The 26,939-nt window shown below is 67.4% G+C and carries 21 protein-coding genes, 2 rRNA genes and 3 pseudogenes; 16 read left to right on the top strand and 10 right to left on the bottom strand.

What is annotated here, in order from left to right; translation table 11 throughout:
• The first annotated feature begins 123 nt into the window (after positions 1–123).
• Positions 124–3,228, top strand: a 23S ribosomal RNA gene (locus LRQ07_RS16570).
• Positions 3,229–3,336: 108 nt separating this feature from the next.
• Positions 3,337–3,453: ribosomal RNA gene (gene rrf, locus LRQ07_RS16565) — 5S ribosomal RNA — on the top strand.
• A gap of 53 nt (positions 3,454–3,506) precedes the next feature.
• On the opposite strand, the pseudogene LRQ07_RS16560 reads toward rrf, so the two are convergent.
• Positions 3,507–3,872 (bottom strand): annotated as a pseudogene (locus LRQ07_RS16560) (IclR family transcriptional regulator C-terminal domain-containing protein); the annotation flags it as partial.
• Positions 3,873–3,986: 114 nt separating this feature from the next.
• On the opposite strand from LRQ07_RS16560, the gene LRQ07_RS16555 reads away from it, so the two are divergent.
• A complete protein-coding gene (locus LRQ07_RS16555; RefSeq protein ID WP_076689818.1) occupies positions 3,987–5,504 on the top strand; it encodes an IS1634 family transposase in 1,518 nt (505 codons plus the stop codon).
• A gap of 16 nt (positions 5,505–5,520) precedes the next feature.
• On the opposite strand, the pseudogene LRQ07_RS16550 reads toward LRQ07_RS16555, so the two are convergent.
• Positions 5,521–5,703 (bottom strand): annotated as a pseudogene (locus tag LRQ07_RS16550) (IclR family transcriptional regulator); the annotation flags it as partial.
• Between the two features lie 115 nt (positions 5,704–5,818).
• Here LRQ07_RS16550 and LRQ07_RS16545 point away from each other — a divergent pair.
• Entirely contained in the window at positions 5,819–7,336 is a 1,518-nt protein-coding gene (locus LRQ07_RS16545) for an IS1634 family transposase (protein WP_076689818.1), read from the top strand.
• Here LRQ07_RS16545 and LRQ07_RS16540 read toward each other — a convergent pair.
• Positions 7,334–7,915 (bottom strand): annotated as a pseudogene (locus tag LRQ07_RS16540) (IclR family transcriptional regulator); the annotation flags it as partial. The gene LRQ07_RS16545 and the pseudogene LRQ07_RS16540 sit on opposite strands and share 3 nt — an antisense overlap.
• Positions 7,916–7,967: 52 nt before the next feature.
• On the opposite strand from LRQ07_RS16540, the gene hutH reads away from it, so the two are divergent.
• The 3 genes from hutH to hutI are packed head-to-tail and all read left to right on the top strand — an operon-like array spanning position 7,968 to position 12,354.
• Positions 7,968–9,509: a histidine ammonia-lyase gene (gene hutH / locus LRQ07_RS16535; protein ID WP_256535246.1), complete on the top strand. Its 1,542-nt coding sequence runs from the start codon at positions 7,968–7,970 to the stop codon at positions 9,507–9,509.
• Positions 9,502–11,166, top strand: coding sequence for a urocanate hydratase (hutU, locus tag LRQ07_RS16530; protein WP_256535245.1), 1,665 nt, complete (start codon positions 9,502–9,504; stop codon positions 11,164–11,166). The genes hutH and hutU overlap by 8 nt, the downstream gene beginning before the upstream one ends.
• 12 nt (positions 11,167–11,178) lie before the next feature.
• Positions 11,179–12,354, top strand: a complete 1,176-nt coding sequence (gene hutI, locus LRQ07_RS16525) for an imidazolonepropionase (RefSeq protein ID WP_256535244.1) — start codon at positions 11,179–11,181, stop codon at positions 12,352–12,354.
• Between the two features lie 5 nt (positions 12,355–12,359).
• On the opposite strand, the gene LRQ07_RS16520 is transcribed toward hutI, so the two are convergent.
• Genes LRQ07_RS16520 through LRQ07_RS16510 form a run of 3 tightly spaced genes read right to left on the bottom strand, consistent with a single transcriptional unit; the run spans position 12,360 to position 14,703 of the window.
• Entirely contained in the window at positions 12,360–12,494 is a 135-nt protein-coding gene (locus LRQ07_RS16520; protein ID WP_256535243.1) for an ATP-binding protein, read from the bottom strand.
• The gene (locus LRQ07_RS16515) at positions 12,491–13,423 is read right to left on the bottom strand and encodes an arginase family protein (RefSeq protein ID WP_256535242.1); all 933 of its coding nucleotides are present in this window, start codon (positions 13,421–13,423) and stop codon (positions 12,491–12,493) included. The genes LRQ07_RS16520 and LRQ07_RS16515 overlap by 4 nt, the downstream gene beginning before the upstream one ends.
• A 2-nt stretch (positions 13,424–13,425) precedes the next feature.
• Positions 13,426–14,703: a DUF445 domain-containing protein gene (locus LRQ07_RS16510; protein WP_256535241.1), complete on the bottom strand. Its 1,278-nt coding sequence runs from the start codon at positions 14,701–14,703 to the stop codon at positions 13,426–13,428.
• Positions 14,704–14,772: 69 nt separating this feature from the next.
• Between LRQ07_RS16510 and LRQ07_RS16505 the strand changes: the two genes are divergently transcribed.
• From LRQ07_RS16505 to LRQ07_RS16480, 6 genes are all read left to right on the top strand, one after another.
• Complete coding sequence (locus LRQ07_RS16505) at positions 14,773–15,045, top strand: metal-sensitive transcriptional regulator (protein WP_017202671.1); 273 nt, start codon at positions 14,773–14,775, stop codon at positions 15,043–15,045.
• Positions 15,046–15,193: 148 nt separating this feature from the next.
• Positions 15,194–16,354: an ABC transporter ATP-binding protein gene (locus tag LRQ07_RS16500; protein ID WP_256535240.1), complete on the top strand. Its 1,161-nt coding sequence runs from the start codon at positions 15,194–15,196 to the stop codon at positions 16,352–16,354.
• Positions 16,351–17,529, top strand: a complete 1,179-nt coding sequence (locus LRQ07_RS16495; protein WP_131494466.1) for a spermidine/putrescine ABC transporter substrate-binding protein — start codon at positions 16,351–16,353, stop codon at positions 17,527–17,529. The genes LRQ07_RS16500 and LRQ07_RS16495 overlap by 4 nt, the downstream gene beginning before the upstream one ends.
• Positions 17,522–18,406, top strand: coding sequence for an ABC transporter permease (locus LRQ07_RS16490; RefSeq protein WP_256535239.1), 885 nt, complete (start codon positions 17,522–17,524; stop codon positions 18,404–18,406). Before LRQ07_RS16495 ends, LRQ07_RS16490 begins: the two co-directional genes overlap by 8 nt.
• Positions 18,403–19,248: an ABC transporter permease gene (locus tag LRQ07_RS16485; protein WP_047523802.1), complete on the top strand. Its 846-nt coding sequence runs from the start codon at positions 18,403–18,405 to the stop codon at positions 19,246–19,248. Before LRQ07_RS16490 ends, LRQ07_RS16485 begins: the two co-directional genes overlap by 4 nt.
• 2 nt (positions 19,249–19,250) lie before the next feature.
• Positions 19,251–20,969 (top strand): amidohydrolase, encoded by a 1,719-nt coding sequence (locus tag LRQ07_RS16480; RefSeq protein WP_256535238.1) that lies wholly within the window; start codon positions 19,251–19,253, stop codon positions 20,967–20,969.
• On the opposite strand, the gene LRQ07_RS16475 is transcribed toward LRQ07_RS16480, so the two are convergent.
• Positions 20,937–21,524 carry a hypothetical protein gene (locus LRQ07_RS16475; RefSeq protein ID WP_256535237.1) on the bottom strand — a complete coding sequence of 196 codons (588 nt, stop codon included), beginning with the start codon at positions 21,522–21,524 and terminating at the stop codon, positions 20,937–20,939. The genes LRQ07_RS16480 and LRQ07_RS16475 overlap by 33 nt on opposite strands.
• A 125-nt stretch (positions 21,525–21,649) precedes the next feature.
• Between LRQ07_RS16475 and LRQ07_RS16470 the strand changes: the two genes are divergently transcribed.
• Positions 21,650–22,882, top strand: a complete 1,233-nt coding sequence (locus LRQ07_RS16470; protein ID WP_131494462.1) for a glycosyltransferase — start codon at positions 21,650–21,652, stop codon at positions 22,880–22,882.
• A gap of 5 nt (positions 22,883–22,887) precedes the next feature.
• Positions 22,888–24,117: a glycosyltransferase family 4 protein gene (locus tag LRQ07_RS16465; RefSeq protein WP_256535236.1), complete on the top strand. Its 1,230-nt coding sequence runs from the start codon at positions 22,888–22,890 to the stop codon at positions 24,115–24,117.
• Between the two features lie 52 nt (positions 24,118–24,169).
• Here the strand turns inward: LRQ07_RS16465 and LRQ07_RS18500 are convergent, their stop codons facing one another.
• Positions 24,170–24,736 carry a hypothetical protein gene (locus LRQ07_RS18500; protein ID WP_134352410.1) on the bottom strand — a complete coding sequence of 189 codons (567 nt, stop codon included), beginning with the start codon at positions 24,734–24,736 and terminating at the stop codon, positions 24,170–24,172.
• A gap of 58 nt (positions 24,737–24,794) precedes the next feature.
• Positions 24,795–24,956: a hypothetical protein gene (locus tag LRQ07_RS16455; protein ID WP_256535235.1), complete on the bottom strand. Its 162-nt coding sequence runs from the start codon at positions 24,954–24,956 to the stop codon at positions 24,795–24,797.
• Positions 24,957–25,043: 87 nt separating this feature from the next.
• Here LRQ07_RS16455 and LRQ07_RS16450 point away from each other — a divergent pair, with 87 nt between their 5' ends.
• Entirely contained in the window at positions 25,044–26,018 is a 975-nt protein-coding gene (locus LRQ07_RS16450; protein WP_047523817.1) for a GlxA family transcriptional regulator, read from the top strand.
• A 204-nt stretch (positions 26,019–26,222) separates the two neighbouring features.
• Here the strand turns inward: LRQ07_RS16450 and LRQ07_RS16445 are convergent, their stop codons facing one another.
• Positions 26,223–26,924: an NRDE family protein gene (locus LRQ07_RS16445; protein ID WP_256535234.1), complete on the bottom strand. Its 702-nt coding sequence runs from the start codon at positions 26,922–26,924 to the stop codon at positions 26,223–26,225.
• Positions 26,925–26,939 lie beyond the last annotated feature (15 nt).

Here is a 26,939-nt window from a genome sequence, read left to right as displayed (position 1 = left end):
CACAGTGGACGCGAGCATCTTGCAGCAGCCTTCGGGTTGTTGCACAAGATGATCTTAAAGATCATTAGTCAATTTCTGATTCAGTCTTCGGACTGGTCGGGTTTTTGATTCAAACTCATGTGATTTCAAGTCTTTAAGAGCAAACGGTGGATGCCTTGGCATCTGGAGCCGAAGAAGGACGTAGCAATCTGCGATAAGCCTCGGGGAACTGATAAGCAAGTTTTGATCCGAGGGTGTCCGAATGGGGAAACCCCGCTGGGCGGCGTGCCGACCTAGTGACTCCCGCCTGAATATATAGGGCGGGTAGAGGGAACGTGGGGAAGTGAAACATCTCAGTACCCACAGGAAGAGAAAGCAACCGCGATTCCGTTAGTAGTGGCGAGCGAAACCGGATCAGGCTAAACCTAGCGTGTGTGATAGCCGGCAGGCGTTGCACGTTGGGGGTTGTGGGACTTTTCAGTCATCTCTGCCGAGGTGGCGGCGTTACAAGAAGGTATAGACGAACGGTCTTGAAAGGCCGGTCATAGAGGGTGCCAACCCCGTAGTCGAAATGCTTCTCTTGGCGCGAAGAGTATCCCAAGTAGCACGGGGCCCGTGAAATCCCGTGTGAATCTGTCAGGACCACCTGATAAGCCTAAATACTCCCAGATGACCGATAGCGGACAAGTACCGTGAGGGAAAGGTGAAAAGTACCCCGGGAGGGGAGTGAAATAGTACCTGAAACCGTTTGCTTACAAACCGTTGGAGCCTCCTTAGTAGGGGTGACAGCGTGCCTTTTGAAGAATGAGCCTGCGAGTTAGCGATATGTGGCGAGGTTAACCCGTGTGGGGTAGCCGTAGCGAAAGCGAGTCTGAATAGGGCGATTCAGTCGCATGTCCTAGACCCGAAGCGAAGTGATCTATCCATGGCCAGGTTGAAGCACGTGTAAGAGCGTGTGGAGGACCGAACCCACTTAGGTTGAAAACTGAGGGGATGAGCTGTGGATAGGGGTGAAAGGCCAATCAAACTTCGTGATAGCTGGTTCTCTCCGAAATGCATTTAGGTGCAGCGTTGCGTGTTTCTTGCCGGAGGTAGAGCTACTGGATGGCCGATGGGCCCTACAAGGTTACTGACGTCAGCCAAACTCCGAATGCCGGTAAGTGAGAGCGCAGCAGTGAGACTGTGGGGGATAAGCTTCATAGTCGAGAGGGAAACAACCCAGACCACCAACTAAGGTCCCAAAGCGCGTGCTAAGTGGGAAAGGATGTGGAGTTGCTGTGACAACCAGGAGGTTGGCTTAGAAGCAGCCACCCTTGAAAGAGTGCGTAATAGCTCACTGGTCAAGTGATTCCGCGCCGACAATGTAACGGGGCTCAAGCACGCCACCGAAGTTGTGGCATTGACATTATTGGTAGGCCTTCGTGGTCCAGCCGTGTTGATGGGTAGGAGAGCGTCGTGTGGCCAGCGAAGCGGCGGTGTAAACCAGCCGTGGAGGCTACACGAGTGAGAATGCAGGCATGAGTAGCGAATGACGTGTGAGAAACACGTCCTCCGAAAGACCAAGGGTTCCAGGGTCAAGCTAATCTTCCCTGGGTAAGTCGGGACCTAAGGCGAGGCCGACAGGCGTAGTCGATGGACAACGGGTTGATATTCCCGTACCGGCGAAGAACCGCCCAAGCTAATCCAGTAGTGCTAAGTATCTGAATCCCAGTGACTGATCCCTTCGGGGTGACGCTCTGGGCCTAGCGTACGACCCCATTCTGGTGCGGTTAGCGTATTAACAGGTGTGACGCAGGAAGGTAGCCCAAGCCAGGCGATGGTTGTCCTGGTGCAAGTGCGTAGGCCGAGTCGTAGGCAAATCCGCGATTCATTGAGGCTGAGACACGATGCGGATAAAAAGTGGGTGATCCTATGCTGCCGAGAAAAGCATCGACGCGAGGTTCTAGCTGCCCGTACCCCAAACCGACTCAGGTGGTCAGGTAGAGAATACCAAGGAGATCGAGAGAATCGTGGTTAAGGAACTCGGCAAAATGCCCCCGTAACTTCGGGAGAAGGGGGGCCTTCGGCGTATAGGGATTTACTCCCGAAAGCGTTTGGAGGCCGCAGAGACTAGTGGGTAGCGACTGTTTACTAAAAACACAGGTCCGTGCCAAGTCGCAAGACGATGTATACGGACTGACGCCTGCCCGGTGCTGGAAGGTTAAGAGGACCGGTTAGCCGTAAGGCGAAGCTGAGAATTTAAGCCCCAGTAAACGGCGGTGGTAACTATAACCATCCTAAGGTAGCGAAATTCCTTGTCGGGTAAGTTCCGACCTGCACGAATGGCGTAACGACTTCCCAACTGTCTCAACCGCGAACTCGGCGAAATTGCATTACGAGTAAAGATGCTCGTTACGCGCAGCAGGACGGAAAGACCCCGTGACCTTTACTACAGCTTGGTATTGGTGTTCGGTGTGGCTTGTGTAGGATAGGTGGGAGACTTTGAAGCATGGACGCTAGTTCGTGTGGAGTCATTGTTGAAATACCACTCTGGTCACTCTGGATATCTAACTTCGAACCGTAATCCGGTTCAGGGACAGTGCCTGGTGGGTAGTTTAACTGGGGCGGTTGCCTCCCAAAAAGTAACGGAGGCGCCCAAAGGTTCCCTCAACCTGGTTGGCAATCAGGTGTCGAGTGTAAGTGCACAAGGGAGCTTGACTGTGAGACTGACAGGTCGAGCAGGGACGAAAGTCGGGACTAGTGATCCGGCAGTGGCTTGTGGAAGCGCTGTCGCTCAACGGATAAAAGGTACCTCGGGGATAACAGGCTGATCTTGCCCAAGAGTCCATATCGACGGCATGGTTTGGCACCTCGATGTCGGCTCGTCGCATCCTGGGGCTGGAGTAGGTCCCAAGGGTTGGGCTGTTCGCCCATTAAAGCGGTACGCGAGCTGGGTTTAGAACGTCGTGAGACAGTTCGGTCCCTATCCGCTGCGCGCGTAGGAAATTTGAGAGGATCTGACCCTAGTACGAGAGGACCGGGTTGGACGAACCTCTGGTGTGTCAGTTGTTCCGCCAGGAGCACCGCTGATTAGCTACGTTCGGGATGGATAACCGCTGAAAGCATCTAAGCGGGAAGCCGGCCTCAAGATGAGATTTCCATACCTTCGGGTGAGAGGCTCCCAGCCAGACTACTGGGTTGATAGGCCAGATGTGGAAGTGCAGTAATGCATGCAGCTGACTGGTACTAATAAGCCGATGACTTGATAACACACCGTTTGTTGGTGCTACGCGTCCACTGAGTGGTTCTCGATGTACGGTCGAGAACCGCATAACAACAATGACTTTGTTATGTGTTTGATTGAAACATCAATAGTGTTTCGGCGGCCATAGCGTGAGGGAAACGCCCGGTTACATTCCGAACCCGGAAGCTAAGCCTCACAGCGCCGATGGTACTGCAGGGGGGACCCTGTGGGAGAGTAGGACACCGCCGGACTCCTTTTAAACAAAATGGCCACCCAACGCTGGGTGGCCATTTTGCGTTAAGTCTCACCGTCTCAGTCGAGACTCCAGCAGGGCTGCGGTCTCCTGCACAGCCCTGGCCAGAAGAGTTTCGTCCAACTCTTCGATGCCCCAGGTCACGGCGACGGCTGCGACCGGCCATCCCGAAGCATCGAGGACGGCTGCGCCGACGCTGCGCAGACCCACCGCGACCTCACCGTCCTCAGTCGCGTATCCCCGCGCTCGAACCTCGCGCAACAGCTCCCGCAGCTCGCGTGGTGTCTGTGGCCCCTGGCCCGTGCGAACCGGGAACGCAGATGTATCGGGGTAGAGCGCCCGCACCTGCTCGCGGGGCAGCGCCGCCAGCATGGCCCGGCCCGACGCGGTGAGGTGCGCTGGAAGGCGGACCCCGACCTGGATCGTGTCACCGTCGGGTGATTTCGCGGGTTGAGGACTGTTGAGGCTTGATTTTCCGGGGGTGTTGGTGCCTCGTGCGGGGCACTAACGGCGTCGATCTAGACTCGCTCGGTGGGGTGGTTCGTGCGGAAGGTGCGCACCGCGTCGGGTGCGACGGCGGTGCAGATCGCGTCGAAGACCCGTGGTGTGCGGACGATCGTGGAGCACCTCGGCTCCGCGCACGACGATGAGCAGCTCGCGGTGCTGGTCGCGATCGCGCGGGAGCGGATCGCGGAGCTGGCCGGGCATGTCCCGTTCGATCTGGACGGGCTGGGCGCGACGCCGCCGGCCACGACCGCGCCGACGGTGACCGGGTCGAGGTCCAGGTTGTTGTGGGATGTCCTCGAGGACGCCTACGCCCGTCTCGGGTTCGACGCGGTCGGCAACGACACATTCAAGAAGCTGGTCCTGGCCCGCGTCGTCGAGCCGACCAGCAAGGCGGACACGCTGCGGGTGTGGGACGAGCTCGGTGTCCCGGGTGCGCCGTCGCTGTCGACCGTGTGGCGGACCCTCGCCCGCAGCGTTGAGCAGGACTGGCGGTCGAAGATCGCCGCCGCAGCCTACGCGCATGCGACCCGATCTGGCCCGCTCACCGTCGTGCTCTACGACGTCACCACCCTCTACTTCGAGGCGGAGCGTGAAGACAAGCTCCGCAAGGTCGGGATGAGCAAAGAGCGCCGCGTCGACCCGCAGATCCTCGTCGGCCTCCTCGTGGACCAGGGCGGGTTCCCCCTCGAAGTCCACGAGTTCGCGGGCAACAGGGGCGAGACCCTCACCCTGCTGCCCGTCCTCGACCAGTTCCGCGAACGTCACTCCGCGACCGAGGTCGTGGTCGTCGCGGACGCCGGCATGCTGTCCGCAGCGAACCTGAACCGGCTGGAGGACGCCGGGTTCGGGTTCATCGTCGGCTCCCGCACCTCCTCCGCGCCATACGATCTCGCCGAGCACTACGCGACCGTCGGGAACATCGTCACCGATGGGGAGACGGTCGAGACCACCCGAACCATGGGTGCGGGTGTGAACGCGCGGGAGCGGCGAGTGGTGTGGCAGTACTCCCACAAGCGGAAGATCCGCGACAACATCACGTTGAACAAGCAGATCGAACGCGCCGAGCAGATCGCTGCCGGCACCCGCCCGGCGAAGAAGGACCGGTTCGTCACCCTCGGCACCAAGCCCGGCGTGAACTGGGCAAGAGTCGAGAAGGCCCGCGAATACATCGGCCTCAAGGGGTACGTCACCAACCTCAGCACCGCGACGGCTTCCGCTGCAGAGATCGTGGCGGCCTACCATGACCTGTTCCAGGTCGAGGCGACGTTCCGGATGGCGAAGACCGACCTGCGGGCGAGACCGATGTTCGCGTCGACCGCGGACTCGATCCACGCGCACCTCACCGTCGTGTTCTGCGCTCTCGCGATCAGCCGGCACCTCTACAAGACCACCGGCGTGACGGTCCGCCGTATCGTCCGCGCGCTGCGCCCGCTGCGTGACGTCACGATCACCATCGACGGACACGAACTCACCGCGACCACCCCGCCAACGGGGGAAGCCGCCGACATCATCGCCGCACTCCGGCCGGGCGTGGGGCACTAATCTGACACGATCCAGGCCCGACGTCGGTCACCAGTGCGGGGCGGCGTGGCGCACGTTCCTCGACGATGTACAGCACGTCCCCACCGCTCATCACGGCCAGGTGGGCGCTCTCGCCCAGGCGGTCGGACAGCGCAGCGACCAGGGGAGCGCCTCGCCGAGCGAGCGGCTGCTGTCGGGTGTACCCGCCGGCGAGCTCGAACCTGGATCGTGTCACCGTCGGGTGATTTCGCGGGTTGAGGACTGTTGAGGCTTGATTTTCCGGGGGTGTTGGTGCCTCGTGCGGGGCACTAACGGCGTCGATCTAGACTCGCTCGGTGGGGTGGTTCGTGCGGAAGGTGCGCACCGCGTCGGGTGCGACGGCGGTGCAGATCGCGTCGAAGACCCGTGGTGTGCGGACGATCGTGGAGCACCTCGGCTCCGCGCACGACGATGAGCAGCTCGCGGTGCTGGTCGCGATCGCGCGGGAGCGGATCGCGGAGCTGGCCGGGCATGTCCCGTTCGATCTGGACGGGCTGGGCGCGACGCCGCCGGCCACGACCGCGCCGACGGTGACCGGGTCGAGGTCCAGGTTGTTGTGGGATGTCCTCGAGGACGCCTACGCCCGTCTCGGGTTCGACGCGGTCGGCAACGACACATTCAAGAAGCTGGTCCTGGCCCGCGTCGTCGAGCCGACCAGCAAGGCGGACACGCTGCGGGTGTGGGACGAGCTCGGTGTCCCGGGTGCGCCGTCGCTGTCGACCGTGTGGCGGACCCTCGCCCGCAGCGTTGAGCAGGACTGGCGGTCGAAGATCGCCGCCGCAGCCTACGCGCATGCGACCCGATCTGGCCCGCTCACCGTCGTGCTCTACGACGTCACCACCCTCTACTTCGAGGCGGAGCGTGAAGACAAGCTCCGCAAGGTCGGGATGAGCAAAGAGCGCCGCGTCGACCCGCAGATCCTCGTCGGCCTCCTCGTGGACCAGGGCGGGTTCCCCCTCGAAGTCCACGAGTTCGCGGGCAACAGGGGCGAGACCCTCACCCTGCTGCCCGTCCTCGACCAGTTCCGCGAACGTCACTCCGCGACCGAGGTCGTGGTCGTCGCGGACGCCGGCATGCTGTCCGCAGCGAACCTGAACCGGCTGGAGGACGCCGGGTTCGGGTTCATCGTCGGCTCCCGCACCTCCTCCGCGCCATACGATCTCGCCGAGCACTACGCGACCGTCGGGAACATCGTCACCGATGGGGAGACGGTCGAGACCACCCGAACCATGGGTGCGGGTGTGAACGCGCGGGAGCGGCGAGTGGTGTGGCAGTACTCCCACAAGCGGAAGATCCGCGACAACATCACGTTGAACAAGCAGATCGAACGCGCCGAGCAGATCGCTGCCGGCACCCGCCCGGCGAAGAAGGACCGGTTCGTCACCCTCGGCACCAAGCCCGGCGTGAACTGGGCAAGAGTCGAGAAGGCCCGCGAATACATCGGCCTCAAGGGGTACGTCACCAACCTCAGCACCGCGACGGCTTCCGCTGCAGAGATCGTGGCGGCCTACCATGACCTGTTCCAGGTCGAGGCGACGTTCCGGATGGCGAAGACCGACCTGCGGGCGAGACCGATGTTCGCGTCGACCGCGGACTCGATCCACGCGCACCTCACCGTCGTGTTCTGCGCTCTCGCGATCAGCCGGCACCTCTACAAGACCACCGGCGTGACGGTCCGCCGTATCGTCCGCGCGCTGCGCCCGCTGCGTGACGTCACGATCACCATCGACGGACACGAACTCACCGCGACCACCCCGCCAACGGGGGAAGCCGCCGACATCATCGCCGCACTCCGGCCGGGCGTGGGGCACTAATCTGACACGATCCAGGAGCTCCCGCAGCTCGCGTGGTGTCTGTGGCCCCTGGCCCGTGCGAACCGGGAACGCAGATGTATCGGGGTAGAGCGCCCGCACCTGCTCGCGGGGCAGCGCCGCCAGCATGGCCCGGCCCGACGCGGTGAGGTGCGCTGGAAGGCGGACCCCGACGTCGGTCACCAGTGCGGGGCGGCGTGGCGCACGTTCCTCGACGATGTACAGCACGTCCCCACCGCTCATCACGGCCAGGTGGGCGCTCTCGCCCAGGCGGTCGGACAGCGCAGCGACCAGGGGAGCGCCTCGCCGAGCGAGCGGCTGCTGTCGGGTGTACCCGCCGGCGAGCTCGAACGCCGATGTGCCGAGGCCCCAGCGGCGCTCCTCCTGCAGGTGGAGCACGAAGCCGTGAGCCGCCAGCGTGGACAGCAGGTGGTAAACGGTCGAGCGGGGGAGCTCGAGCTCCCGTGCGATTGCAGACGCCGCCACCGGGGCGGGGCGTCCGGCGAGATAGCTCAGGATGCGTAGCGTCTGGTCGGCGGCGGGGACTTTCGCGGCCTCTGGCTTGTCTGGGATCACAGACACAGCATGGCACGAAAGGGTGCCCCGCAGGCCCCACCGGGTGTGGAATCGAGTCATGATCGAACTCGCCCCCGTGCTTGTCGGAGCGGCTCCACTGTCGCCTGCCGACGTCGTCGCCGTCGCCCGCCACGACGCTCCCGTGTCGATATTCCAGGATGCACTCACTCGTGTCGCGGAAACCCGTCGAGTGATCGACGGTCTCGCTGCCGATCCGAATCCCCACTACGGCGTCTCCACAGGCTTCGGTGCCCTCGCGACCACCTTCATCGCGCCGGACCGGCGCTTCCAGTTGCAGGCGAGTCTGATCCGCTCCCACGCCGCGGGCACCGGCGCCGAGGTCGAGCGCGAGGTCGTCCGCGGGCTTCAGCTCCTGCGTCTGCAGACCCTCGCCTCGGGGCGCACGGGCGTCCGGCCGATCGTCGTCGAGACCTACGCGGCGCTCTTGAACTCCGGCATCACGCCGGTCGTGCGCGAGTACGGCTCGCTCGGCTGCTCGGGCGATCTCGCCCCCTTGGCCCACATCGCCCTCGCCGCGATGGGAGAGGGGGAGGTACGTGATGCCGCCGGGGAGCTGGTACCGGCCTCCGCTGCCCTCGCACGCGCCGGGATCGAGCCCCTGACCCTCGTCGAGAAGGAAGGGCTCGCCCTCATCAACGGCACGGACGGCATGCTCGGCATGTTGGTGCTGGCCCTGCACGATCTCGAGACGCTCCTCGTCACCGCCGATGTCGCCGCGGCGATGTCGGTGGAGTCCCAGTTGGGGACCGACGCGGTGTTCGCTGCCGACCTGATGGCGCTGCGACCGCAGATGGGGCAGGCGGAGTCGGCCGGCAACCTGCGCCGGTTCCTCGCGGACTCGCGGATGGTCGCCAGCCACAAGGGGCCGGATGACGGGCGTGTCCAGGACGCGTACTCGTTGCGGTGCTCGCCCCAGGTGCATGGCACGGCGCGCGACACGATGGCCCACGCCGCGATGATCGCCGACCGCGAGCTCGCCAGTGTGATCGACAATCCCGTGATCACCGTCGACGGACGCATCGAGTCCAACGGGAACTTCCACGGTGCTCCGGTCGCGGCCGTCCTCGACTTCCTCGCGATCTCGGTCGCCGATGTCGCTTCCGTCTCCGAGCGTCGCACGGACCGCGCCCTGGACCCCGCCCGCAATCACGGTCTGCCCCCCTTCCTCGCGGACGAGGTCGGTGTCGACTCCGGCCTGATGATCGCGCAGTATGCGGCTGCCGGTATCGTCTCCGAGCTCAAGCGCCTGGCCGTGCCGGCGTCGGTGGACTCGATCCCGTCCTCCGCCATGCAGGAGGACCACGTCTCGATGGGATGGGCCGCCGCCCGCAAGCTGCGGCGCGCGATCGACGGCCTCGGCCGGGTGCTCGCCATCGAGATCCTCACCGGCGCGCGTGCTCTCGACCTGCGGGCGCCATTGGAAGCCGGACCGGTGACCGGCGCCGTGCGCGATCTCGTCCGCACCGTCGCAGCGGGTCCCGGACCCGACCGCTTCCTCTCCCCGGAGATGGAGGCCGTCACCGCCCTCGTCCAATCGGGCGCCGTCGCCCGCATCGCAAAGGAGCACATCCATGGTTGAGTCCACCGTTACTGGATCCCGCGTCGTCCGCGCCGCCCGGGGCAATCAGCGCACGGCGAAGAGCTGGGGTGCCGAGGCCGCCAAGCGCATGCTGATGAACAACCTCGATCCCGAGGTCGCCGAGCACCCCGAAGACCTCGTCGTCTACGGCGGCACGGGAAAGGCGGCACGCAGCTGGGAGGCATACGACGCGATCGTGCGCACCCTCGACGAGCTCGAACCGGACGAGACACTGCTGGTGCAGTCGGGCAAGCCGGTGGGTGTCTTCCGCACCCACGAGTGGGCGCCGCGCGTGCTGATCGCCAACTCCAACCTGGTGGGGGACTGGGCCACCTGGCCGGAGTTCCGCAAGCTCGAGGAACTCGGGCTCATCATGTACGGACAGATGACGGCCGGATCGTGGATCTACATCGGCACGCAGGGCATCCTGCAGGGGACCTACGAGACGTTCGCCGCCGTGGCCCGTTCCCTCGGTCGTGACTCTCTGCGTGGCACGCTCACCCTCACGGGCGGCGCGGGCGGGATGGGTGGCGCTCAGCCGCTCGCCGTGACCCTGAACGACGGCGCGGTGCTGATCGTCGACGTGGACGAGTCGCGTCTCGCCCGGCGCGTGGAGCACGGCTACCTCGACGAGTACACGACCGACCTCGATGCGGCCGTCGCCCGAGTGGTCGCGGCCAAGGAGTCGGGCGAAGCTCTCTCGGTCGGAGTGGTCGGCAACGCGGCCGAGGTGTTCCCCGAGCTGCGGCGTCGGGGCGTTCCGATCGACATCGTGACCGATCAGACCAGCGCCCACGATCCGCTCGCCTACCTCCCGGTCGGCATCACCGTGGCGGACTGGAAGTCCGAGGCGGAACGCGACCCCGAAGATTTCACGCGCCGTTCGCGTGCGTCGATGGCCGCGCACGTCGAGGCAATGGTCGCATTCCAGGATGCCGGTGCAGCCGTGTTCGACTACGGCAACTCGATCCGTGCCGAGGCTCAGCTCGGAGGCTTCGATCGGGCGTTCGAGTTCCCCGGGTTCGTGCCGGCATACATCCGCCCGCAGTTCGAGGAAGGACGCGGACCGTTCCGCTGGGCGGCCCTCTCCGGCGATCCCGAGGACATCTACAAGACCGACCGTGCGATCGCCGAGCTCTTCCCCGACGATGCCGCCCTTCACCGCTGGCTGGAGAAGGCCGGCGAGAAGGTCCACTTCGAGGGGCTGCCCGCCCGCATCTGCTGGCTCGGCTACAAGGAGCGTCACCTCGCCGGACTCAGGTTCAACGAGATGGTGGCCTCGGGTGAGTTGTCGGCGCCGATCGTGATCGGTCGCGACCACCTCGACTCCGGGTCGGTGGCATCGCCGTACCGGGAGACCGAGGCGATGAAGGACGGCTCGGACGCGATCGCGGACTGGCCTCTGCTGAACGCGCTGCTCAACACGGCCTCCGGCGCCTCGTGGGTGTCGCTGCATCACGGGGGCGGCGTCGGCATCGGCCGCTCGATCCACGCCGGTCAGGTCACCGTCGCCGACGGCACTGCGCTCGCCGCGGAGAAGCTGGAGCGCGTGCTGACGAACGACCCCGGCACCGGGGTGATGCGTCACGTCGATGCGGGTTACGAGCACGCCCGCGAGATCGCGCGTGAGCGTGGCCTGAACATACCGATGCTCTGAGAGGGTCAGGACATGGCAACGCTCCTCACGAACATCGCGGAACTGACCACCAACGTCGCCCTGCACGGCGACGGGTCCGGTGACCGTACCGGAACCCTGACCGATGCGGCCGTGCTGATCGAGGGCGAACGGATCGCCTGGGTGGGCGCCGCTGCGGATGCGCCCGTGGCCGAGGAGGTGATCGATGCCGGTGGGCGCGCTGTGATCCCCGGGTTCGTCGACAGTCACAGCCACCTGGTCTTCGGCGGCGACCGCGCGGCCGAGTTCGAGGCCCGCATGGCAGGGCAGAAGTATGCCGCCGGTGGCATCCGCTCGACCGTGGCCGCCACGCGTGCCGCGACCGAGGACGAGCTGCGTGCACGTCTGCGTGGCTTCCTCGACGAGATGCTCGCGCAGGGCACGACGACCGTCGAGATCAAGAGCGGCTACGGGTTGAGCGTCGTCGACGAGGAGCGCCTGGTGCGCCTGGCCGCCGAGGCGACGCCCGAGGTGACGTTCCTCGGCGCGCACGTGGTCCCCGCCGAGTATGCCGAGCGGTCGGACGAGTACGTCGATCTGGTCACCGGGCCCATGCTCGACGCCTGCGCTCCGCACGCGAAGTGGATCGACGTGTTCTGCGAGACCGGAGCCTTCACGGTGGCGCAGTCACGTCGGGTGCTGGAGGCCGGCATCGCGCGCGGACTCGCGCCCCGGGTGCACGCGAGCCAGCTCGGCCCGGGCGACGGCGTCCGTCTTGCGGTCGAGCTCGGTGCGGCGTCGATCGATCACGGCACCTATCTGACGGATGCCGATGTCGGAGCGCTCGCCGGCTCCGACACCGTGCTCACTCTGCTGCCGGGCGTCGAGTTCTCGACGCGGCAGCCGTATCCGGACGCGCGGCGCCTGATCGACGCGGGCGTGACCGTGGCGCTGGCGTGCGACACGAACCCGGGGTCGAGCTTCACCTCATCGATGCCGTTCTGCATCGCCGTGGCCGTCCGGGACATGGGGATGACCCCGGGGGAAGCCGTGTGGGCGGCGACGGCCGGCGGAGCGAAGGCACTCCGCCGGGACGACGTCGGGGTGATCGCCCCCGGTGCCAGGGCCGATCTCGCGCTGTTGGACGCACCGACCAGGATCCACCTCGCGTACCGGCCGGGAGTGCCGCTCGTGCGGCAGGTGTGGAAGGACGGCAACCGGGTGGGGTGACGCCGTCACTCCACGATGAACGGGTCACCGAGCGACAGATACTCCGGACGCGCGGCGAGGAAGTCCGGATGCGCGGCGAGGAAGTCCGCGATCAGAGTGCTCTTGCCACTCGCGTGCGTACCGGAGACGACGATCCTCATCGCCGGGACGCGAGGCCGGCCAGCAGCTCGAGCACGCACAGCGCCGCCAGACGGACGGTGCGGGCGTCCTCCGCGTCCGTGGTCGCGTCGACCTCGGCGAGGTCGGCGCTGACGACGCGCCCATCCGCGGCGACGGCACGCGTGAGGGCGCGCAGCTCCCACGCGTGGAGCCCACCGGGGACGCTCGCCGGGCAGCCGGGCGCGACCGACCGGTCGCAGACGTCGACGTCGATGTCGAGGTGCACACGCGGGGCCGCCCCCGCACCGGAGATCTCGAGCGCTTCGGCGACGACGTCGTCGATGCCGCGGCGGCGCACCTCGTCGAGCGTGACGACGCGGATGCCCCAGTCGGCCGCGCGCCGCGCATAGGCGGCGGAGTTCGCGAAGTCGGCGATGCCGATCTGGACGATCCTGGTCGGGTCGATCCGGGTGGTCGTCAGTGCGGACGCGGTCGGGACGTCTTCCACGAGGCGTCGTACCGGCGTGCCGTTGGAGACGCCGTCGCGCAGGTCGAAGTGCGCGTCGAACGTGATGAGGCCCGTGGCCTCGGCGCCGAGCGCGACCGGATACGTGAGTGAGTTGTCACCGCCGAGTGCGATCACGAGCTTGGTCGCCACGGCGAGTTCACGCACGCGGGAGATGACCCTCGCCTCGCCGTCCGCGCCGTCCGGATCGCTCACATCGCCGGCATCCGCGATGCGCAGAACCTCGTCGAGTTCGAGCACCGGCGGACCCATCAGCGTCGTCCCGTAGCGGGGAAGCGCTTCGCGGATGGCGGCCGGCGTCGCGTGGGCTCCGGTCGGCGAGAGCGACGTGCGCCAGGTCGGCACCCCGAGCAGCACGGCATCGGCCGCAGCCGTGAAGGCGGGCCAGGAGCCGGCGCGGGGCCAGAGCGGGTCGTGACTCAACGGTCGGGAAGTGGGCGTCATTGTCAGACTCCGGGGATCAGGGCGTGGGCGAGGGAGAAGATGGCGAGACCCGCGAGGGCGCCGACGAAGGTGCCGTTCAGGCGGATGTACTGCAGATCGCGGCCGACCATGAGCTCGATCTTCTCGGTGGTCTCGGCGGGATCCCAGCGTTCGACGGTATCGGTGATGATCGAGGCGATGTCGTGCCGGTAGCGGTCGACGAGGAACACGGCGGCGTCAGATACCCAGGTGTCGACGCGGTGCTGCAGGGCGACGTCGGTGGTCAGGCGCTCGCCGACTTCCTGCAGCGCCTGCACGGCACGGCGACGCAGCCCGCTGTCGGGGTCGGCGAGAGCGGTCAGCAGGCCGTTCTTCGCGGTGTTCCACGCTTCAGCCGCCAGAGCGCCGACCCGCGGGCTGTCGAAGAGCGAGGCCTTGGCGTTCTCGAGTTTGGCGCGCGTGGCCGGATCGTTCTGCAGGTTGTCCGCCAGGCGGGTCAGGTAGCCGTCGACCGCGATGCGCGCGGGGTGATGCGGATCGGCCTGCACCGCGTGCACGAACTTGACCGCCTCGTGGTAGACCGTGTCGTCGACGAAGCGATGGGCCAGCTTCGGCACCCAGCCGGGGAGACGCCGAGAGACGAGTCCGGTGAACGATGCGGCGTTCGCGTCGAGCCACCGCGCGATGCTGTCGGCGGCGAGGTCGACCGCGCCGTGGTGGGCCCCCGCATCGACGATCTTCTCGAGCCATGCGCCGGCCGGCGGACCCCACTCCGGAGTCACCAGGTGCTCGCGGGCGAGATCGGTGATGAGGTCGCGCACGTCGTCGTCACTCAGCGCGCCCAGGACGGCGGTCGCGATCGTGGCTCCTTCGGCGCCCACCCGCTCGGCATGCGGAGGCTCGCGCAGCCACTCTCCGGCGCGCAGCGCGATGTGCGTGCTGGACAGCTTGGTGCGCACGACGTCTCCGGCCAGGAAGTTGGTCTCGACGAACTCTCCGAGCGTGCGGCCGATCTCGTCCTTGCGGTTGGGGATGATCGCGGTGTGGGGGATCGGCAGCCCGAGCGGGCGGCGGAACAGCGCGGTGACGGCGAACCAGTCCGCGAGCGCACCGACCATCCCTCCCTCCGCGGCGGCGCGGACGTAGCCGAGCCAGCCGACCCGCTGCTGGAAGGCGAACGCGATCACGAACACGACGGCCATGAACAGCAGCGCTCCGAGGGCGACCGCCTTCATGCGCCGGAGCGCGCGGAGGCGCTCCTGGTCGGAGGGCGAGAGCTGCGTCATCGGTGTTCGCGGCATGACGTCATCCTTTCACGGTGGGCGTGGGCGGGAGGTCTCGCTTCGCAGCGGGCGGAGTACCCTCAAGGGGTGATCGAAGACATCAAGAAGCGTGCTCTGCACCGCACCAGCATCCTCGAGGGGCAGATGCGCGGTGTCGCGCGGATGATCGAGAACGAGGAGTACTGCATGGACATCATCACGCAGTCCCGGGCGATCCAGCGCTCCCTCGAATCGCTGAACCGGCTGCTGCTCGAGAACCACCTGCGCACGCACGTCACCCACATGTTCGATGAGGGCGGCGAGGAGCGCGACAAGGCCGTCCTCGAACTGCTCAAGGCCTTCGACTTCGACCGCAAGTAGGAGATCACCCCGAGGCGCTAATCGGTCGCAGGTTTCGAGAATCACAACGGATACCGTTGCGAAGTGATCAAGAGACTTCCGATTTCGCTATACCTGAGGCCCTTCCTGTGACAGACTCGCCGCAAGCGATTCTCAATGGGGAGGCTCCATGCCCGGCACTCTGCCCGCGTCTTCGGCGACGCTCGACACACCCACAGCCACTGGTGCGGTACGCATCGACCGCGTCACCAAGCGCTACGGCACCGCCGTGGCGGTCGACGATCTGACCCTCGACGTGCAGCCGGGGGAATTCCTCTCGCTGCTCGGGCCCTCGGGCTGCGGCAAGACCACGACGTTGCGCATGATCGCGGGCTTCGAGTATCCGGACGCCGGTGACATCAGCATCTCGGGCCGGAGCGTGCTGAGTCTGCCGCCGTATCGACGCGAGGTGAACACGGTCTTCCAGGCCTACGCGCTGTTCCCGCACCTGTCGGTCGCGGAGAACGTGGCGTACGGGCTGCAGCAGCGAGGCGTTCCCAAGTCGGAGCAGCGGACCCGGGTGAGCGAGGCGCTCGACATGGTGCAGCTGCGCAGCTTCGCCGATCGCAAGCCCACCCAGTTGTCGGGCGGTCAGCAGCAGCGCATCGCCCTCTCGCGAGCCCTCATCAACCGCCCCAGCGTGCTCCTGCTCGATGAGCCGCTCGCCGCCCTCGACCGGCAGTTGCGCGAGGAGATGCAGCTCGAGCTGAAGCTCCTGCAGGCGCGACTCGGCACCACGTTCGTCTTCGTCACGCACGATCAGGCCGAGGCGCTGTCGATGAGCGACCGGATCGCCGTGATGCGCGCGGGCCGGATCGAGCAGCTCGACGAGCCGGCGGCGATCTACGCGGAACCGGCATCCGCGTATGTTGCCTCGTTCATCGGCCAGCAGAACTTCGTGCACGGCACCGTCCGTTCCGACGGAGATACCGTCGACACCGCGATCGGTGCGATCTCCGGGCGCTGGGGCGGGGAGCGGGTCGCTGCCGGGCAGCCGGCCGTCGCCGCGATCCGCCCGGAGTATGTGCGGCTCGAGCAGGGGGAAGGCACGGGCGCGCGCGGTCGTGTGCTCGGTGTCTCGCATCTCGGCGAGACCATGCAGGTCGCCGTGCGCGTCGGCGAAGACGCGACGTTCCTCTCGAGGATGCCGGCGCCCACCGCGCCGCGCGTCGGGGTCGACGAGGAGGTGCGCTGCGTGTGGGATCCCGCGGACGTGCGACTCTTCGCCGCCGACGGCATCCCGACCACCGCCACGCACGTGATCGCGCTTCCCAAGGAGGGAGGCCGGTGACGGGCGCTCCTCCGGTCCGCGTGCTCGCGCACCGGAGCGCCGCCCGGGTGATCCGCACCGAACTCTCCCGTCGCGGGTTCCTCGCCACCGCGCTGCTGGCGGGCGGAGCCGTCGTGCTCACCGCCTGCGCCCCCGGCCAGAACGCCGCAGCGGTACACGCCAAGGGCGGACCGCTGGAGGACAAGCTCTCCATCTACAGCTGGGGCGATTACGACGCGCCGGAGGTGCTCGAGCAGTTCACGGCCGAGAACGGTCCGCGGATCGTGCTCGACGCCTTCAACTCGAACGAGGAGCTGATCGCCAAGCTGGTCGCGGCCCGAGGCACGTCGGGGTATGACATCGTCGTGCCGACCGGAGTCTTCGTGGGGCCGATGGCCGAGAACGGGCTGCTGCAGAAGTTCAACCTCGACCTGCTGCCGAACATGAAACACGTCGCCCCGGAGTTCCGCGGGCGCGCCTGGGATCCGGGCAACGAGTACTCGGTGTGCAAGGCCTGGGGGACAACCGGGTTCGTCTACGACAAGCGGGTGATCTCGCGGGAGCTGACCACCTGGAACGACTTCATCGACGCCGCGCAGAACGAGGCGTCCGGTTCCACCTCGGTGCTGGATGACCCGGCGCCGTTGCTCGGCATCTACTTCTGGGCGAACGGCATCGACTGGACGACGACCGACCCCGACGACCTGGACGCGGTCGAGGACTTCCTCGTGAAGGATCTGGCGCCGCACATCTCGGCGTTCGACTCCTACCCGGGGGGCTCGTCGATCCCGCAGGCGTCGCACGCTCTGCTGCAGTCCTACAACGGTGACGCGCGCCTGGGCATCTTCGAGTCCGACGATCCCGACCGCTGGCAATGGGTGCTCGGGAGTCCGGCCACCGAACTGTGGATGGACAACTGGGCGATCGCCGCGGGCGCGCCGCACCCCGAGGCGGCGCACGCGTTCATCAACTTCGTCCTGCAGCCCGATGTGCAGCTCGCGCAGGTCGACTACATCGGCTATGACACGGGCATCTCCGGCGTCCGCGAAGCCGCGGAGGCCGCAGGTCTGGAACGGCTCGACATGGTGTTCTTCGACGAGGAGCAGGTGCAGACGATGCATGAGGGCAAGCTGACGGACGCTCAGGACCGGGTCGTCGCGATCTGGAACTCGATGAAGGCGGCCGCCGGTGCCTAAGCTCAAGTTCGGTCTCGCGATCCCCGCCTGGGTGTGGCTGCTGATCTTCTTCGTCGCCCCCATCGGCATGGTCATCGTCTTCAGCTTCGGCTACAAGCCGAGCATCTTCGCCACCCACGCCCTCGACCACCTCTCCTTCGACCGCTACCTCGAGGCCCTCTCGCCCACGTTCTTCAGCACCTTCCTGAACACCCTGTGGATCGGCATCCTCGGTACGCTGCTGTGCCTGGCGATCGGGGCTCCTGTCGCGTACTGGATCGCCGTGAAGGCGCCGCCGTCGAAGCGCGGACTGCTGCTGGCCCTCGTCATGGTGCCGTTCTGGACGAACTTCCTGGTGCGCACGATCGGCTGGCAGGTGATCCTCGCCCCGGAGGGTTGGCTGTCGCAGCTGCTCCAGGGCATCGGTGTGATCCCGGGTCCCCTCGATCTGCTGTATTCGCGGGGTGCGGTGCTGCTCGGCGTGGTCTACAACTACCTGCCGCTCATGATCCTCCCGCTGTTCGTCGCGTTCGACCGCGTGTCGGGTCCGCTGCGCGAGGCGAGCAAGGACCTGGGCGCGAACAGCGCGACGACCTTCCTCCGGGTGACCGTGCCCCTGGCCCGACCCGGCATCATCGCGGGCGTGCTGCTCGTGTACATCCCGCTCATGGGCGACTACATCACCGCGACCGTGCTCGGTGGCGCGAAAGGCAACATGATCGGGCAGGTCGTGGCGAGTCAGTTCCAGACCGCGCAGAACTGGGCGTTGGGTTCGGCGATGGCGGTGCTGCTGATCATCGTCATCATGATCTCGATCGCCGTGGCGGCCGGGCTGCTCTGGCTCGTGACGCTGCCACTCAGACAACGCAACCGACTCGTCCTGGGGGAGGGCTCATGAGTTCACGTCGTGGAGCAGCACGTCTCCTGCTGCCGATCTGGGCAGGACTCGTCTTCCTGTTCCTGTTCCTGCCGATCCTGGTGATCATCGTCTACTCGTTCAACGTCGGCCGTCTGCTGGTCTCGTGGGACCACTTCGGCTTCGACTCGTTCCTCGCGATCGTCAACAAGCCGGCGATCCGCGACGCGGTGCTGGTGTCGGTGCGCACCGGCCTGCTGGCCGCCCTGCTCGCGACCGCGCTCGGAACCCTGGCCGGCATCGCGATGGCCCGCAACCCCGGCAAGTGGGTGTGGTGGTTCCTCGGGCTCCTGCTGCTCGTCTCGGTCACCCCGGAGATCGTGGATGCCGTCGCGCTGCTGCCCTGGCTGGTCTTCCTCGGCCAGGACGCCGGGATCGGGATCTTCAACGACGGAACGATGAGGCTCGTGGTCGGGCAGTCGCTGTTCTCGATCGCGATCGTGTCGTACATCGTCCGGGCGCGACTGGTCGGACTCGACGCCCGCCTGGAAGAGGCCTCCGCCGACCTGTACGCCCCGCCGGTGCGGACCTTCCTGAAGATCACGCTGCCGCTGGCGATGCCGGCCGTGCTCGCCGGGTTCCTGCTCTCGTTCACGTTGAGCCTCGACAACACGGTCGTGTCGGCGTTCGTGCAGGTGTCCGGCACGACACCGTGGCCGGTGTACGTGCTCAGTGCACTGCGTAGCGGACTCCGTCCTGAGATCGCGGCGGTGTCGACCATCATGCTCGTGCTCACCCTCCTCGCTCTGGCGCTGGTGGCGGTGGTGCTCAAGCGTGCCGGTGACTCGGCGACCGAGATCGCCCGCACGATGGCGGGAGGCTGAGCATGGCAGCGGCAGACCTCGTCTTCACCGGTGGTTCCCGCGGCGGGAGGGCGTTCCTCTCCGATGCAGCACGCTCCACCGCCCGCGCCGTCGCGGTCACCGATGGCCGCATCAGTGCGATCGGCCACGACCTGTCGGAGATGATCGGCCCGGACACCGAGGTCGTCGATCTGGCCGGTGGGCTCCTCGTGCCCGGGTTCCAGGACGCGCATGTGCACCCGGTGTGGGGCGGACTGGACATGCTCCGGTGCGACCTCTCGGGCCTCGCGACGCGTGAGCAGTATCTGGCGCGGATCGCGGAGTACGCCGCGGAGCACCCCGACGACGAATGGATCCTGGGCGGTGGCTGGCAGATGTCGGCCTTTCCCGGAGGTACGCCGACGGCCGCGGATCTGGACGCGGTCGTGCCCGATCGCCCCGCCTTCCTCCCCAATCGCGATGGGCACGGTGCCTGGGTCAACTCGCGGGCGCTCGCGCTCGCCGGGATCACCACGGAGACCACGGATCCCGCGGACGGGCGCATCGAACGCGGCGCGGGTGGTGCCCCGAGCGGAACCCTGCACGAGGGAGCGATGGGCCTGGTGAACCGGCTGCTCCCGGCCGAGCCGGTCGAGCGTCTGGTGGAGGCGCTGGTGCAGGGGCAGCGGTACCTGCACTCCTTCGGCGTCACCGCCTGGCAGGACGCGATCGTCGGCACCGAGTACGGCGACGCGGGTGACCCGCTGCCCGCGTACCGTGCCGCGGCAGCCACCGGGGAACTCACCGGTCGGGTCGTGGGCGCCCTGTGGTGGGACCGCTCGCGCGGCCTGGAGCAGATCGAGGACATCGTCGAACGGCGCGCTGCCGGCTCCGTCGGTCGCTTCCGTGCCCGCAGCGTGAAGATCATGCAGGACGGTGTGGCCGAGAACTTCACCGCCGCGATGCTCGAACCCTATTGCGACGGCCACGGGCATCCGCGTGAGGACTCCGGCATCTCGTTCGTCGAGCCGGAACTGCTCAAGGAAGCGGCGACCCGGCTCGATGCCCTCGGGTTCACGCTGCACTTCCACGCCATCGGCGACCGTGCCGTGCGCGAGTGCCTCGACGCGGTCGAAGCCGCCCTCCTGCACAACGGTCCGCGCGGGAACCGGCACCACATCTCCCACATCCAGGTCGTGCACCCGGACGACGTCCCCCGGTTCCGTGCGCTCGACGTGACGGCGAACATGCAGATGCTGTGGGCCACACTGGAGCCGCAGATGGTCGACCTCACGATCCCCTTCCTCGGGGACACGCGCAGCGCCTGGCAGTACCCCTTCGGCGATCTGCTGCGCTCCGGAGCCGTGCTCGCCGCGGGCAGCGACTGGTCGGTGAGCACCCCGAATCCGCTCGCCGCGATGCACGTGGCCGTGAACCGCCGGTCGGCTCCGACCGAGTGGGAGGGGGACTATCCGCCGTTCCTGCCGGAGCAGGCGATCGACCTCGGCACCGCGCTCGCCGCGTACACCTCGGGATCCGCGTACGTGAACCACCTCGACGACACCGGCACGATCGCGGTGGGGATGCGGGCGGACCTCGCCCTGCTCGACCGCGACCCGTTCGAGCACCCCGTCGAGGAGATCGGGCTCACCGAGGTGCGCGGCACCTGGGTCGAAGGCGTGCGGGTGTACGACGCGGCCGACGGGGCCGCGGGGGACTCCCGCGGTCGGTCAGGCGGGGTCGAGACGCAGGACCTCGGGTGATTCGCCGCCCGTGAGGTCGTCGGCGATGCGGAGGCTGCGGGCCAGGTCGTCGAGCGCGCCGGTCAGCGTGCCGAACCGCTCCTTGTCGCTGCACACCGCCGTGAGCGTGACCAGATGCGTCCCGGTGTCCCAGGTGTAGGTGGCGAACGGGGGAGACGCGGGAGACGGCGGCATCGGCACGAGGAGCTTCTCGCCCACGCCGAGTCGGCTCGGAAAAGACTCGGTGTCGTCGTAGTCCATCGGCATCGAGGCACGGGCGATGCGGACCTCCGGTGTCAGTACCTGCGCCGTCGCCATCGCCACGACCAGTTCCGGCTCCGCTTTCCACGTCCACGCCAGCACGCGCCCGTCGGCCCGCTTCATCAGCATCGGTGCCGCCTGGCTCATCGCCCAGGCGCCGAACCTCGAGCCGGGGCGCTCGGTCGCACCGACGGCGGCGTTGACCTGGCCGAGCAGCATCCGGATCGCCGCCTTCCGGTGCCGGCGTCCCTTCCATCCGAGCGAGTCCGTCACGGGAATCCACAGCTGGGGATCGGCCTCGGCAGTCAGTCGCATGCTCCCACGCTAACGGCTGAGGCTGAGGGGATGCCGGTATGCCTCGGCCGTGGGATCAGGGCGCTCGGGTAGAGTGGCCAGCGCCCGACCAGGGCTCCTCCTTGGCCGCCACATCGTAAGGCAGCATGTCTGTGACCTCCTCCGACGATCCGACCGATCCGTCGCGCGGCCCCGCCGCCGAATCCGCGCCCCGACCGTTGAAGATCGTGATCGGCTGCGACACGTTCGCGCCCGACATCAACGGCGCCGCCCGTTTCGCCGAGCGCCTCGCCGCCGGCCTCGTGCAGCGCGGCCACGACGTGCACGTCGTGGCGCCCAACCAGGCGTATCGCCGTGCCCAGCCGCACACCGAGGTCATCGAGGGCGAGCCGATGACCCTGCACCGGTTGCCGTCGGTGCGCTGGGCGCCGCACGACTGGCTGCGGTTCGTGTGGCCGTGGCGATCGAAGCACTATGCCCGCAAGGTCCTGGATCAGGTGCAGCCGGATGTCGTGCACATCCAGTCGCACATCGTGATCGGGCGCGGACTCGCGTACATCGCGAACGAGCGCGGCATCCCGGTCATCGCGACCAACCACGTCATGGCCGAGAACATCCTCGACCACACCACCATGCCGAAGTTCATCGACGACCTCGTGCTGAAGTTCGCATGGGCGGACGCCAAGCGCACGTTCGACAAGACCCGTGCGATCACCACACCCACCCGCCGTGCCGCCGACTTCCTCGAGAAGACGGTCGAGGTGAAGGGCGTGATCCCGGTCAGCTGCGGTATCGATCGCACCCAGTACACGCCTGTCCTCGCCCCGCGCGACGAGAACCGGATCATCTTCGTCGGCAGGCTCACGGCCGAGAAGCAGGTCGAGGTCATCCTCAAGGCGATGACGAAGCTCGACCCCGCGCTCGACACGACCTTCGACATCGTCGGCGGCGGCGACCAGCGCAAGCAGCTGGAGCACCTGACCGCTCAGCTCGGACTCGCCGATCGAGTGACTTTCCACGGGCGCACGAGCGATGAGGAGCTCCGGGCCCTGCTGTCCCGTGCCAGTCTGTTCGTGATCGCCTCGATCGCGGAGCTCCAGTCCATCGCGACGATGGAGGCGATGGCCTCGGCCCTGCCGGTCGTCGCCGCGGACGCCGTGGCCCTCCCGCACCTCGTGCACGACGGCGAGAACGGCTACCTGTTCGAGCCCGGGAACGTCGACGAGCTCGCCGCGCGTCTGACCGACGTGCTCACGGCGGAGCCTGCGGAGTACGAGCGGATGCAGCGGGCCTCGCTCGACGGCGTCGCGATCCACGACATCAACCGCACCCTCGACACCTTCGAGGCGCTGTACCGCGACGAGCCGCTGCCGGAGTAGCGGCCATGCACATCGTCTTCTTCGGCGATCAGCACCTCGACTCCCTCGGCGGGGCCCAGGTGTCGATGCGGCTCCAACGTGAGTTCCTCGAACGAGCCGGGCACACCGTCACGGTCGTCGCGCCGAGGATGCAGGGCTCGCGGGCGTCATCCGGCTCTCACGGCGGCGCCTTCGTCGATCTGCCGTCGATGCCGATCACGGTCGACCGCGAGTACTCGATGAGCTGGCCGGGCCGGGCGACGGACCGCTTCCTCGACCGGGCGATGACCCGCCGTCCCCCCGTCGACCTGGTGCACGTGCAGGCCGACTTCTGGGGTGCGTTCATCGGGCATCGCTACGCGCAGCGGCACGGACTCCCCGTCGTGCACACCATGCACAACCGCGTGGACGTCGGGATCGCCGCGGTCACCCCGCTGCACCGGCCCGTGCTCGCGGTGCTGAACACGTGGCGAGGCATCGCGATGCGCGGCAACGGACGATCCGTGCGCGGGCGGGACGGGTGGGCGTTCCTGCGCGGACTCGCTGCCGGGGCATCGGCCGTGACCGCGCCGTCGACCCACTTCGCCCGGCGCCTGGAACAGCACGATGTCTTCCCGCAGGTCGACGTGATCTGGAACGGCATCGACGACGACCTGCGCGCGCAGACGCTCGCCGCGCGTCCCGCGACTCGGGAACCGGGACGGCCGCGATTCGTGTGGCTCGGACGGATGAGTCCGGAGAAGCGCCTGCTCCCGTTCCTGGAGGCCTTCGTCGCCTCGGGTGTCGATGCGGACCTGGAGATCATCGGCGGCGGCGCTCAGCGTGCGGCCGCCGAGAAGGTCGTCCGTGGGATCGACGGCGTGCGATTCGCCGGACGTCTGACCTACGCGCAGACGCTGGAGCGGATCGCCGCCGCCGACGCGCTCGTGCAGACGTCGATCGGCTTCGAGACCCAGGGGATGACCCCCTTCGAGGCGGCCACGCTCGGCACGCCCTCCGTGATCTGCGACCCCGACATCGGCGCCGAACTCGGCGGCGGACTCTGGGCGGTACCGGATGCCGACCCTGCGGCATCGAGCCGGGACATCGAGGTGCAGAGGGTCACCGCGCTCGCGGAGACCCTGCGGCGGGCCGCCTCCGACATCGCGGGCGGCACCGCCCCCGTTCCAGTCCCCGAGGTCGCCGAGGCGTTCCGGCAGTCCTCGCGCACGGCCGCCATGATCGCCGTCTACGAGCGGGTGCTCGCGAGGTCCTGAGAGCTCGCGATCCCGAGCACGCGTCGAGGTGACGGGGAGACGCCATCCGCTCTCAGATGAACTGGAGCAGCGTGATGGCGATGCTGGTGAAGACGAACCCGATGGCGCCGACTCCCGCGATGCCGATCGCCATGCCGGTGAGCAGTCTCGACCCGGCGCGGCGCATCGCGATCAGACCCAGGATCAGCGCCACGACGTAGACGAAGAAGCTCAGGATGCCGATCCCGTTGTCGAAGGCGAGCATGAACTCGTATCCGCCGACGCCGCCACCGCTGTAGACGAACGGCCGCACGATGGATCCGAACAGATTGATCGCGAAGGTGGCCACGGCGATGATGAAAGCCGCGCGAGCGAGCGGATTGCTCTCGCGGACGGGTGCCGGTGCGCCGGAAGGGGCCAGCGGATAGGCCTGGGGAGCCGGGTTCGCCGTCGGATACGCCTGTGGCGGGGCGGCCGCCTGCGGTGCTGTCGGATACGGAGGAGCGCTCGGGTATCCCTGCGCCGCGGCGGGATACTGAGGTGCGGCGGGCAGAGGCGTGGCGGCTGGCGGCGGTGCCGCCGGAGCGGCCGGGAGGTCGTGTCCGGAAGGCGGAACGGGAGGCTGCACGGGCTCGCTCATGACGTCGAGCGTAGCCGTGGGGTGCCGGATGTGCACCGCGCCTCGCCTTGCACCGAAGTCACCGGTAGAGGCGTCCGGACTCCGCTTCCTGATGGAGGTCGCGGCCGGCGAGGCGTCTCCAGTCCGTCGGCACGCGACGGTAGCCGTCGCGGCGGAGCTCGACGAACGTGGAGATCGTCGCCCAGGCGGCGAGGGCGAGAAGTGCGATGACGAGTATCATGGCAGAAACGCTACGTTCATCGTTGAACCGCCACGAGTGGCAGAGAAGACTCTGAGCGTATGAAAACTGCCATTCGGGAGCGTGTACATGAAGACGGTCGCCTGCGTCATCCAGGACGGGTTCGCACCTTTCGAGTTCGGCGTCGCGTGCGAGGCGTTCGGCCTCGATCGCGCTGACGACGGTGTGCCGAACTTCGACTTCCGCATCGTCGCCCCCCGCGCGGGCGTCGTGGCGTCGAAGATCGGTTTCTCGGTCAACGTCGAGCACGATCTGACGTTCGCCTACGAGGCGGATCTGGTGGTGTTCTGCCCCCTTCCCCGGGAGCACTGGGGAGACATCGATCCGCTGCTGCTCGACCTCGCCAGGCACGCCGTCGCGCGTGGCGCCTGGGTGATGAGCGTCTGCAGCGGATCCTTCATCCTCGCGGCGGCCGGAGTGCTCGACGGCCGTCGAGCCACCACGCACTGGATGTACGCGCACACCATGGCGGACATGTACCCGCAGATCGACATCGACCCCGACGTGCTGTTCGTGCAGGACGGGAAGGTCATCACCAGCGCGGGCACGGCTGCGGGGATCGATGCCTGCCTGCACCTGCTCCGTCAGGAGGTCGGCGCCGAGCTCACCAACCGCATCGCACGGCGCATGGTCGTTCCGCCGCAGCGTGACGGCGGACAGGCGCAGTTCATCGACCGACCGATCCCGCAGGTCCCCACCGACTCGCTCGCCGCGGTGGCGGACTGGGCCGTCGAACACCTGCGAGACGATCTGGGTGTCGAGCAGCTCGCCGCCAGGGCGCTGATGTCGCCGCGCACCTTCGCCCGGCGGTTCAAGGCCGAGTACGGTGCGACACCCGCGGCCTGGCTCGCCCGTCAGCGCATCATCCACGCGCAGCGCATGCTGGAGCGCACCGGTCTTCCGCTCGAGCACATCGCGGATGAATGCGGTTTCGGGTCGGCGGCGGTGCTGCGGCAGAACTTCGCCCGCGTCCTCGGCCTCACCCCCACGGCCTACCGCGCACGATTCTCCTGCGTCGAGGAGCCGGCGCTTCCCGCCGCCTGACCCCGCACTTCCCTCTCCCCTCGGTGCGGGGTTCTGCGGTGCGGGCTTCTGCGGCGCAAGATCAGGTCGACGCCCCCGCTGAGTGTCGAAGCCCCCGCTGGGCGGCGCGACACAGGAGGGGTGTCGACGACAGGCGGGGGTCTCGGCGGGAGTGCGGGAGTGGGGGAGTGCGGGAGTGGGGAGGCGAGGGGGCGACGGGGGGAGTCACTCCGGAAAGTGCGCGGGGGAGGGGAGTGTCACGTCGCGGACCTCGACGCCCTCGGAGGTCACGGTGGCGATGCAGTACAGCAGCGACTGGGTGGGATAGCCGTGCGGGCGGTTGTCGCGGATGATGGCCCGGTCGTCTTCGGGCGGCAGCTCGGCGGAGGAGGCGAGGAGCGCGGTCCACTCAGCCGTCCAGTCGGCGCTGTCGGCGGTCGGGCCCAGGGCGCGGAACTCCGGCAGCCAGGCTTCGATCCGCGGGGTCGTGGCATCGTCGAGGTCATCGTGCGCGATCATGTGTGTGCCGGGATAGATGCGTGTCTCGCGCAGTTCGACGCCGTCCCACGACAGCACGCGCGCGCCTTCGGGGCCGACCTCGAGCAGGTTGAAGCCGTGCATGGACAGGGGGGCGACGGGCGAGCGCCCCTGCACGGACTCCAGTGCCAGGGCGCCGCGGGAGACGGCCCGTGCGGCGGGGAGGTCGCTCACGTCCGCTCGGTTCAGCAGCACCGCGAGCCGGCGTTCGGCGGGATTCGCGGCGAGCCAGGCGCCCCCGGCACGGCGATCGCGGATCCCGATCACACCGGGATGGTCCGCCGGCCACCAGGGTCCGAGGGAGTCCCACGCCCGCAGCGGATCTTCGTCGCGGACCGCGAGGAGTCGTGCAGAACCGGCCTTCTCGACATCGATGACAACCGTGCACACGCATCCAAGTCTAGG

This window comes from Microbacterium sp. J1-1, assembly GCF_024498615.1.
Taxonomy (GTDB): domain Bacteria; phylum Actinomycetota; class Actinomycetes; order Actinomycetales; family Microbacteriaceae; genus Microbacterium; species Microbacterium aurugineum.
Note: the sequence above shows the minus strand (reverse complement) of the source record. Positions and strands in the feature narration are given on the sequence as shown.

What these genes read in the sequence shown, in the direction of transcription:
- hutH (WP_256535246.1), top strand. Translation starts at nt 7,968, where the DNA reads ATGATCGAACTCGCCCCCGTGCTTGTCGGAGCGGCTCCACTGTCGCCT.
- hutU (WP_256535245.1), top strand. Translation starts at nt 9,502, where the DNA reads ATGGTTGAGTCCACCGTTACTGGATCCCGCGTCGTCCGCGCCGCCCGG.
- hutI (WP_256535244.1), top strand. Translation starts at nt 11,179, where the DNA reads ATGGCAACGCTCCTCACGAACATCGCGGAACTGACCACCAACGTCGCC.
- LRQ07_RS16520 (WP_256535243.1), bottom strand. Translation starts at nt 12,494, where the DNA reads ATGAGGATCGTCGTCTCCGGTACGCACGCGAGTGGCAAGAGCACTCTG.
- LRQ07_RS16515 (WP_256535242.1), bottom strand. Translation starts at nt 13,423, where the DNA reads ATGACGCCCACTTCCCGACCGTTGAGTCACGACCCGCTCTGGCCCCGC.
- LRQ07_RS16510 (WP_256535241.1), bottom strand. Translation starts at nt 14,703, where the DNA reads ATGCCGCGAACACCGATGACGCAGCTCTCGCCCTCCGACCAGGAGCGC.
- LRQ07_RS16500 (WP_256535240.1), top strand. Translation starts at nt 15,194, where the DNA reads ATGCCCGGCACTCTGCCCGCGTCTTCGGCGACGCTCGACACACCCACA.
- LRQ07_RS16485 (WP_047523802.1), top strand. Translation starts at nt 18,403, where the DNA reads ATGAGTTCACGTCGTGGAGCAGCACGTCTCCTGCTGCCGATCTGGGCA.
- LRQ07_RS16480 (WP_256535238.1), top strand. Translation starts at nt 19,251, where the DNA reads ATGGCAGCGGCAGACCTCGTCTTCACCGGTGGTTCCCGCGGCGGGAGG.
- LRQ07_RS16475 (WP_256535237.1), bottom strand. Translation starts at nt 21,524, where the DNA reads ATGCGACTGACTGCCGAGGCCGATCCCCAGCTGTGGATTCCCGTGACG.
- LRQ07_RS16470 (WP_131494462.1), top strand. Translation starts at nt 21,650, where the DNA reads ATGTCTGTGACCTCCTCCGACGATCCGACCGATCCGTCGCGCGGCCCC.
- LRQ07_RS16465 (WP_256535236.1), top strand. Translation starts at nt 22,888, where the DNA reads ATGCACATCGTCTTCTTCGGCGATCAGCACCTCGACTCCCTCGGCGGG.
- LRQ07_RS18500 (WP_134352410.1), bottom strand. Translation starts at nt 24,736, where the DNA reads ATGAGCGAGCCCGTGCAGCCTCCCGTTCCGCCTTCCGGACACGACCTC.
- LRQ07_RS16455 (WP_256535235.1), bottom strand. Translation starts at nt 24,956, where the DNA reads ATGATACTCGTCATCGCACTTCTCGCCCTCGCCGCCTGGGCGACGATC.
- LRQ07_RS16450 (WP_047523817.1), top strand. Translation starts at nt 25,044, where the DNA reads ATGAAGACGGTCGCCTGCGTCATCCAGGACGGGTTCGCACCTTTCGAG.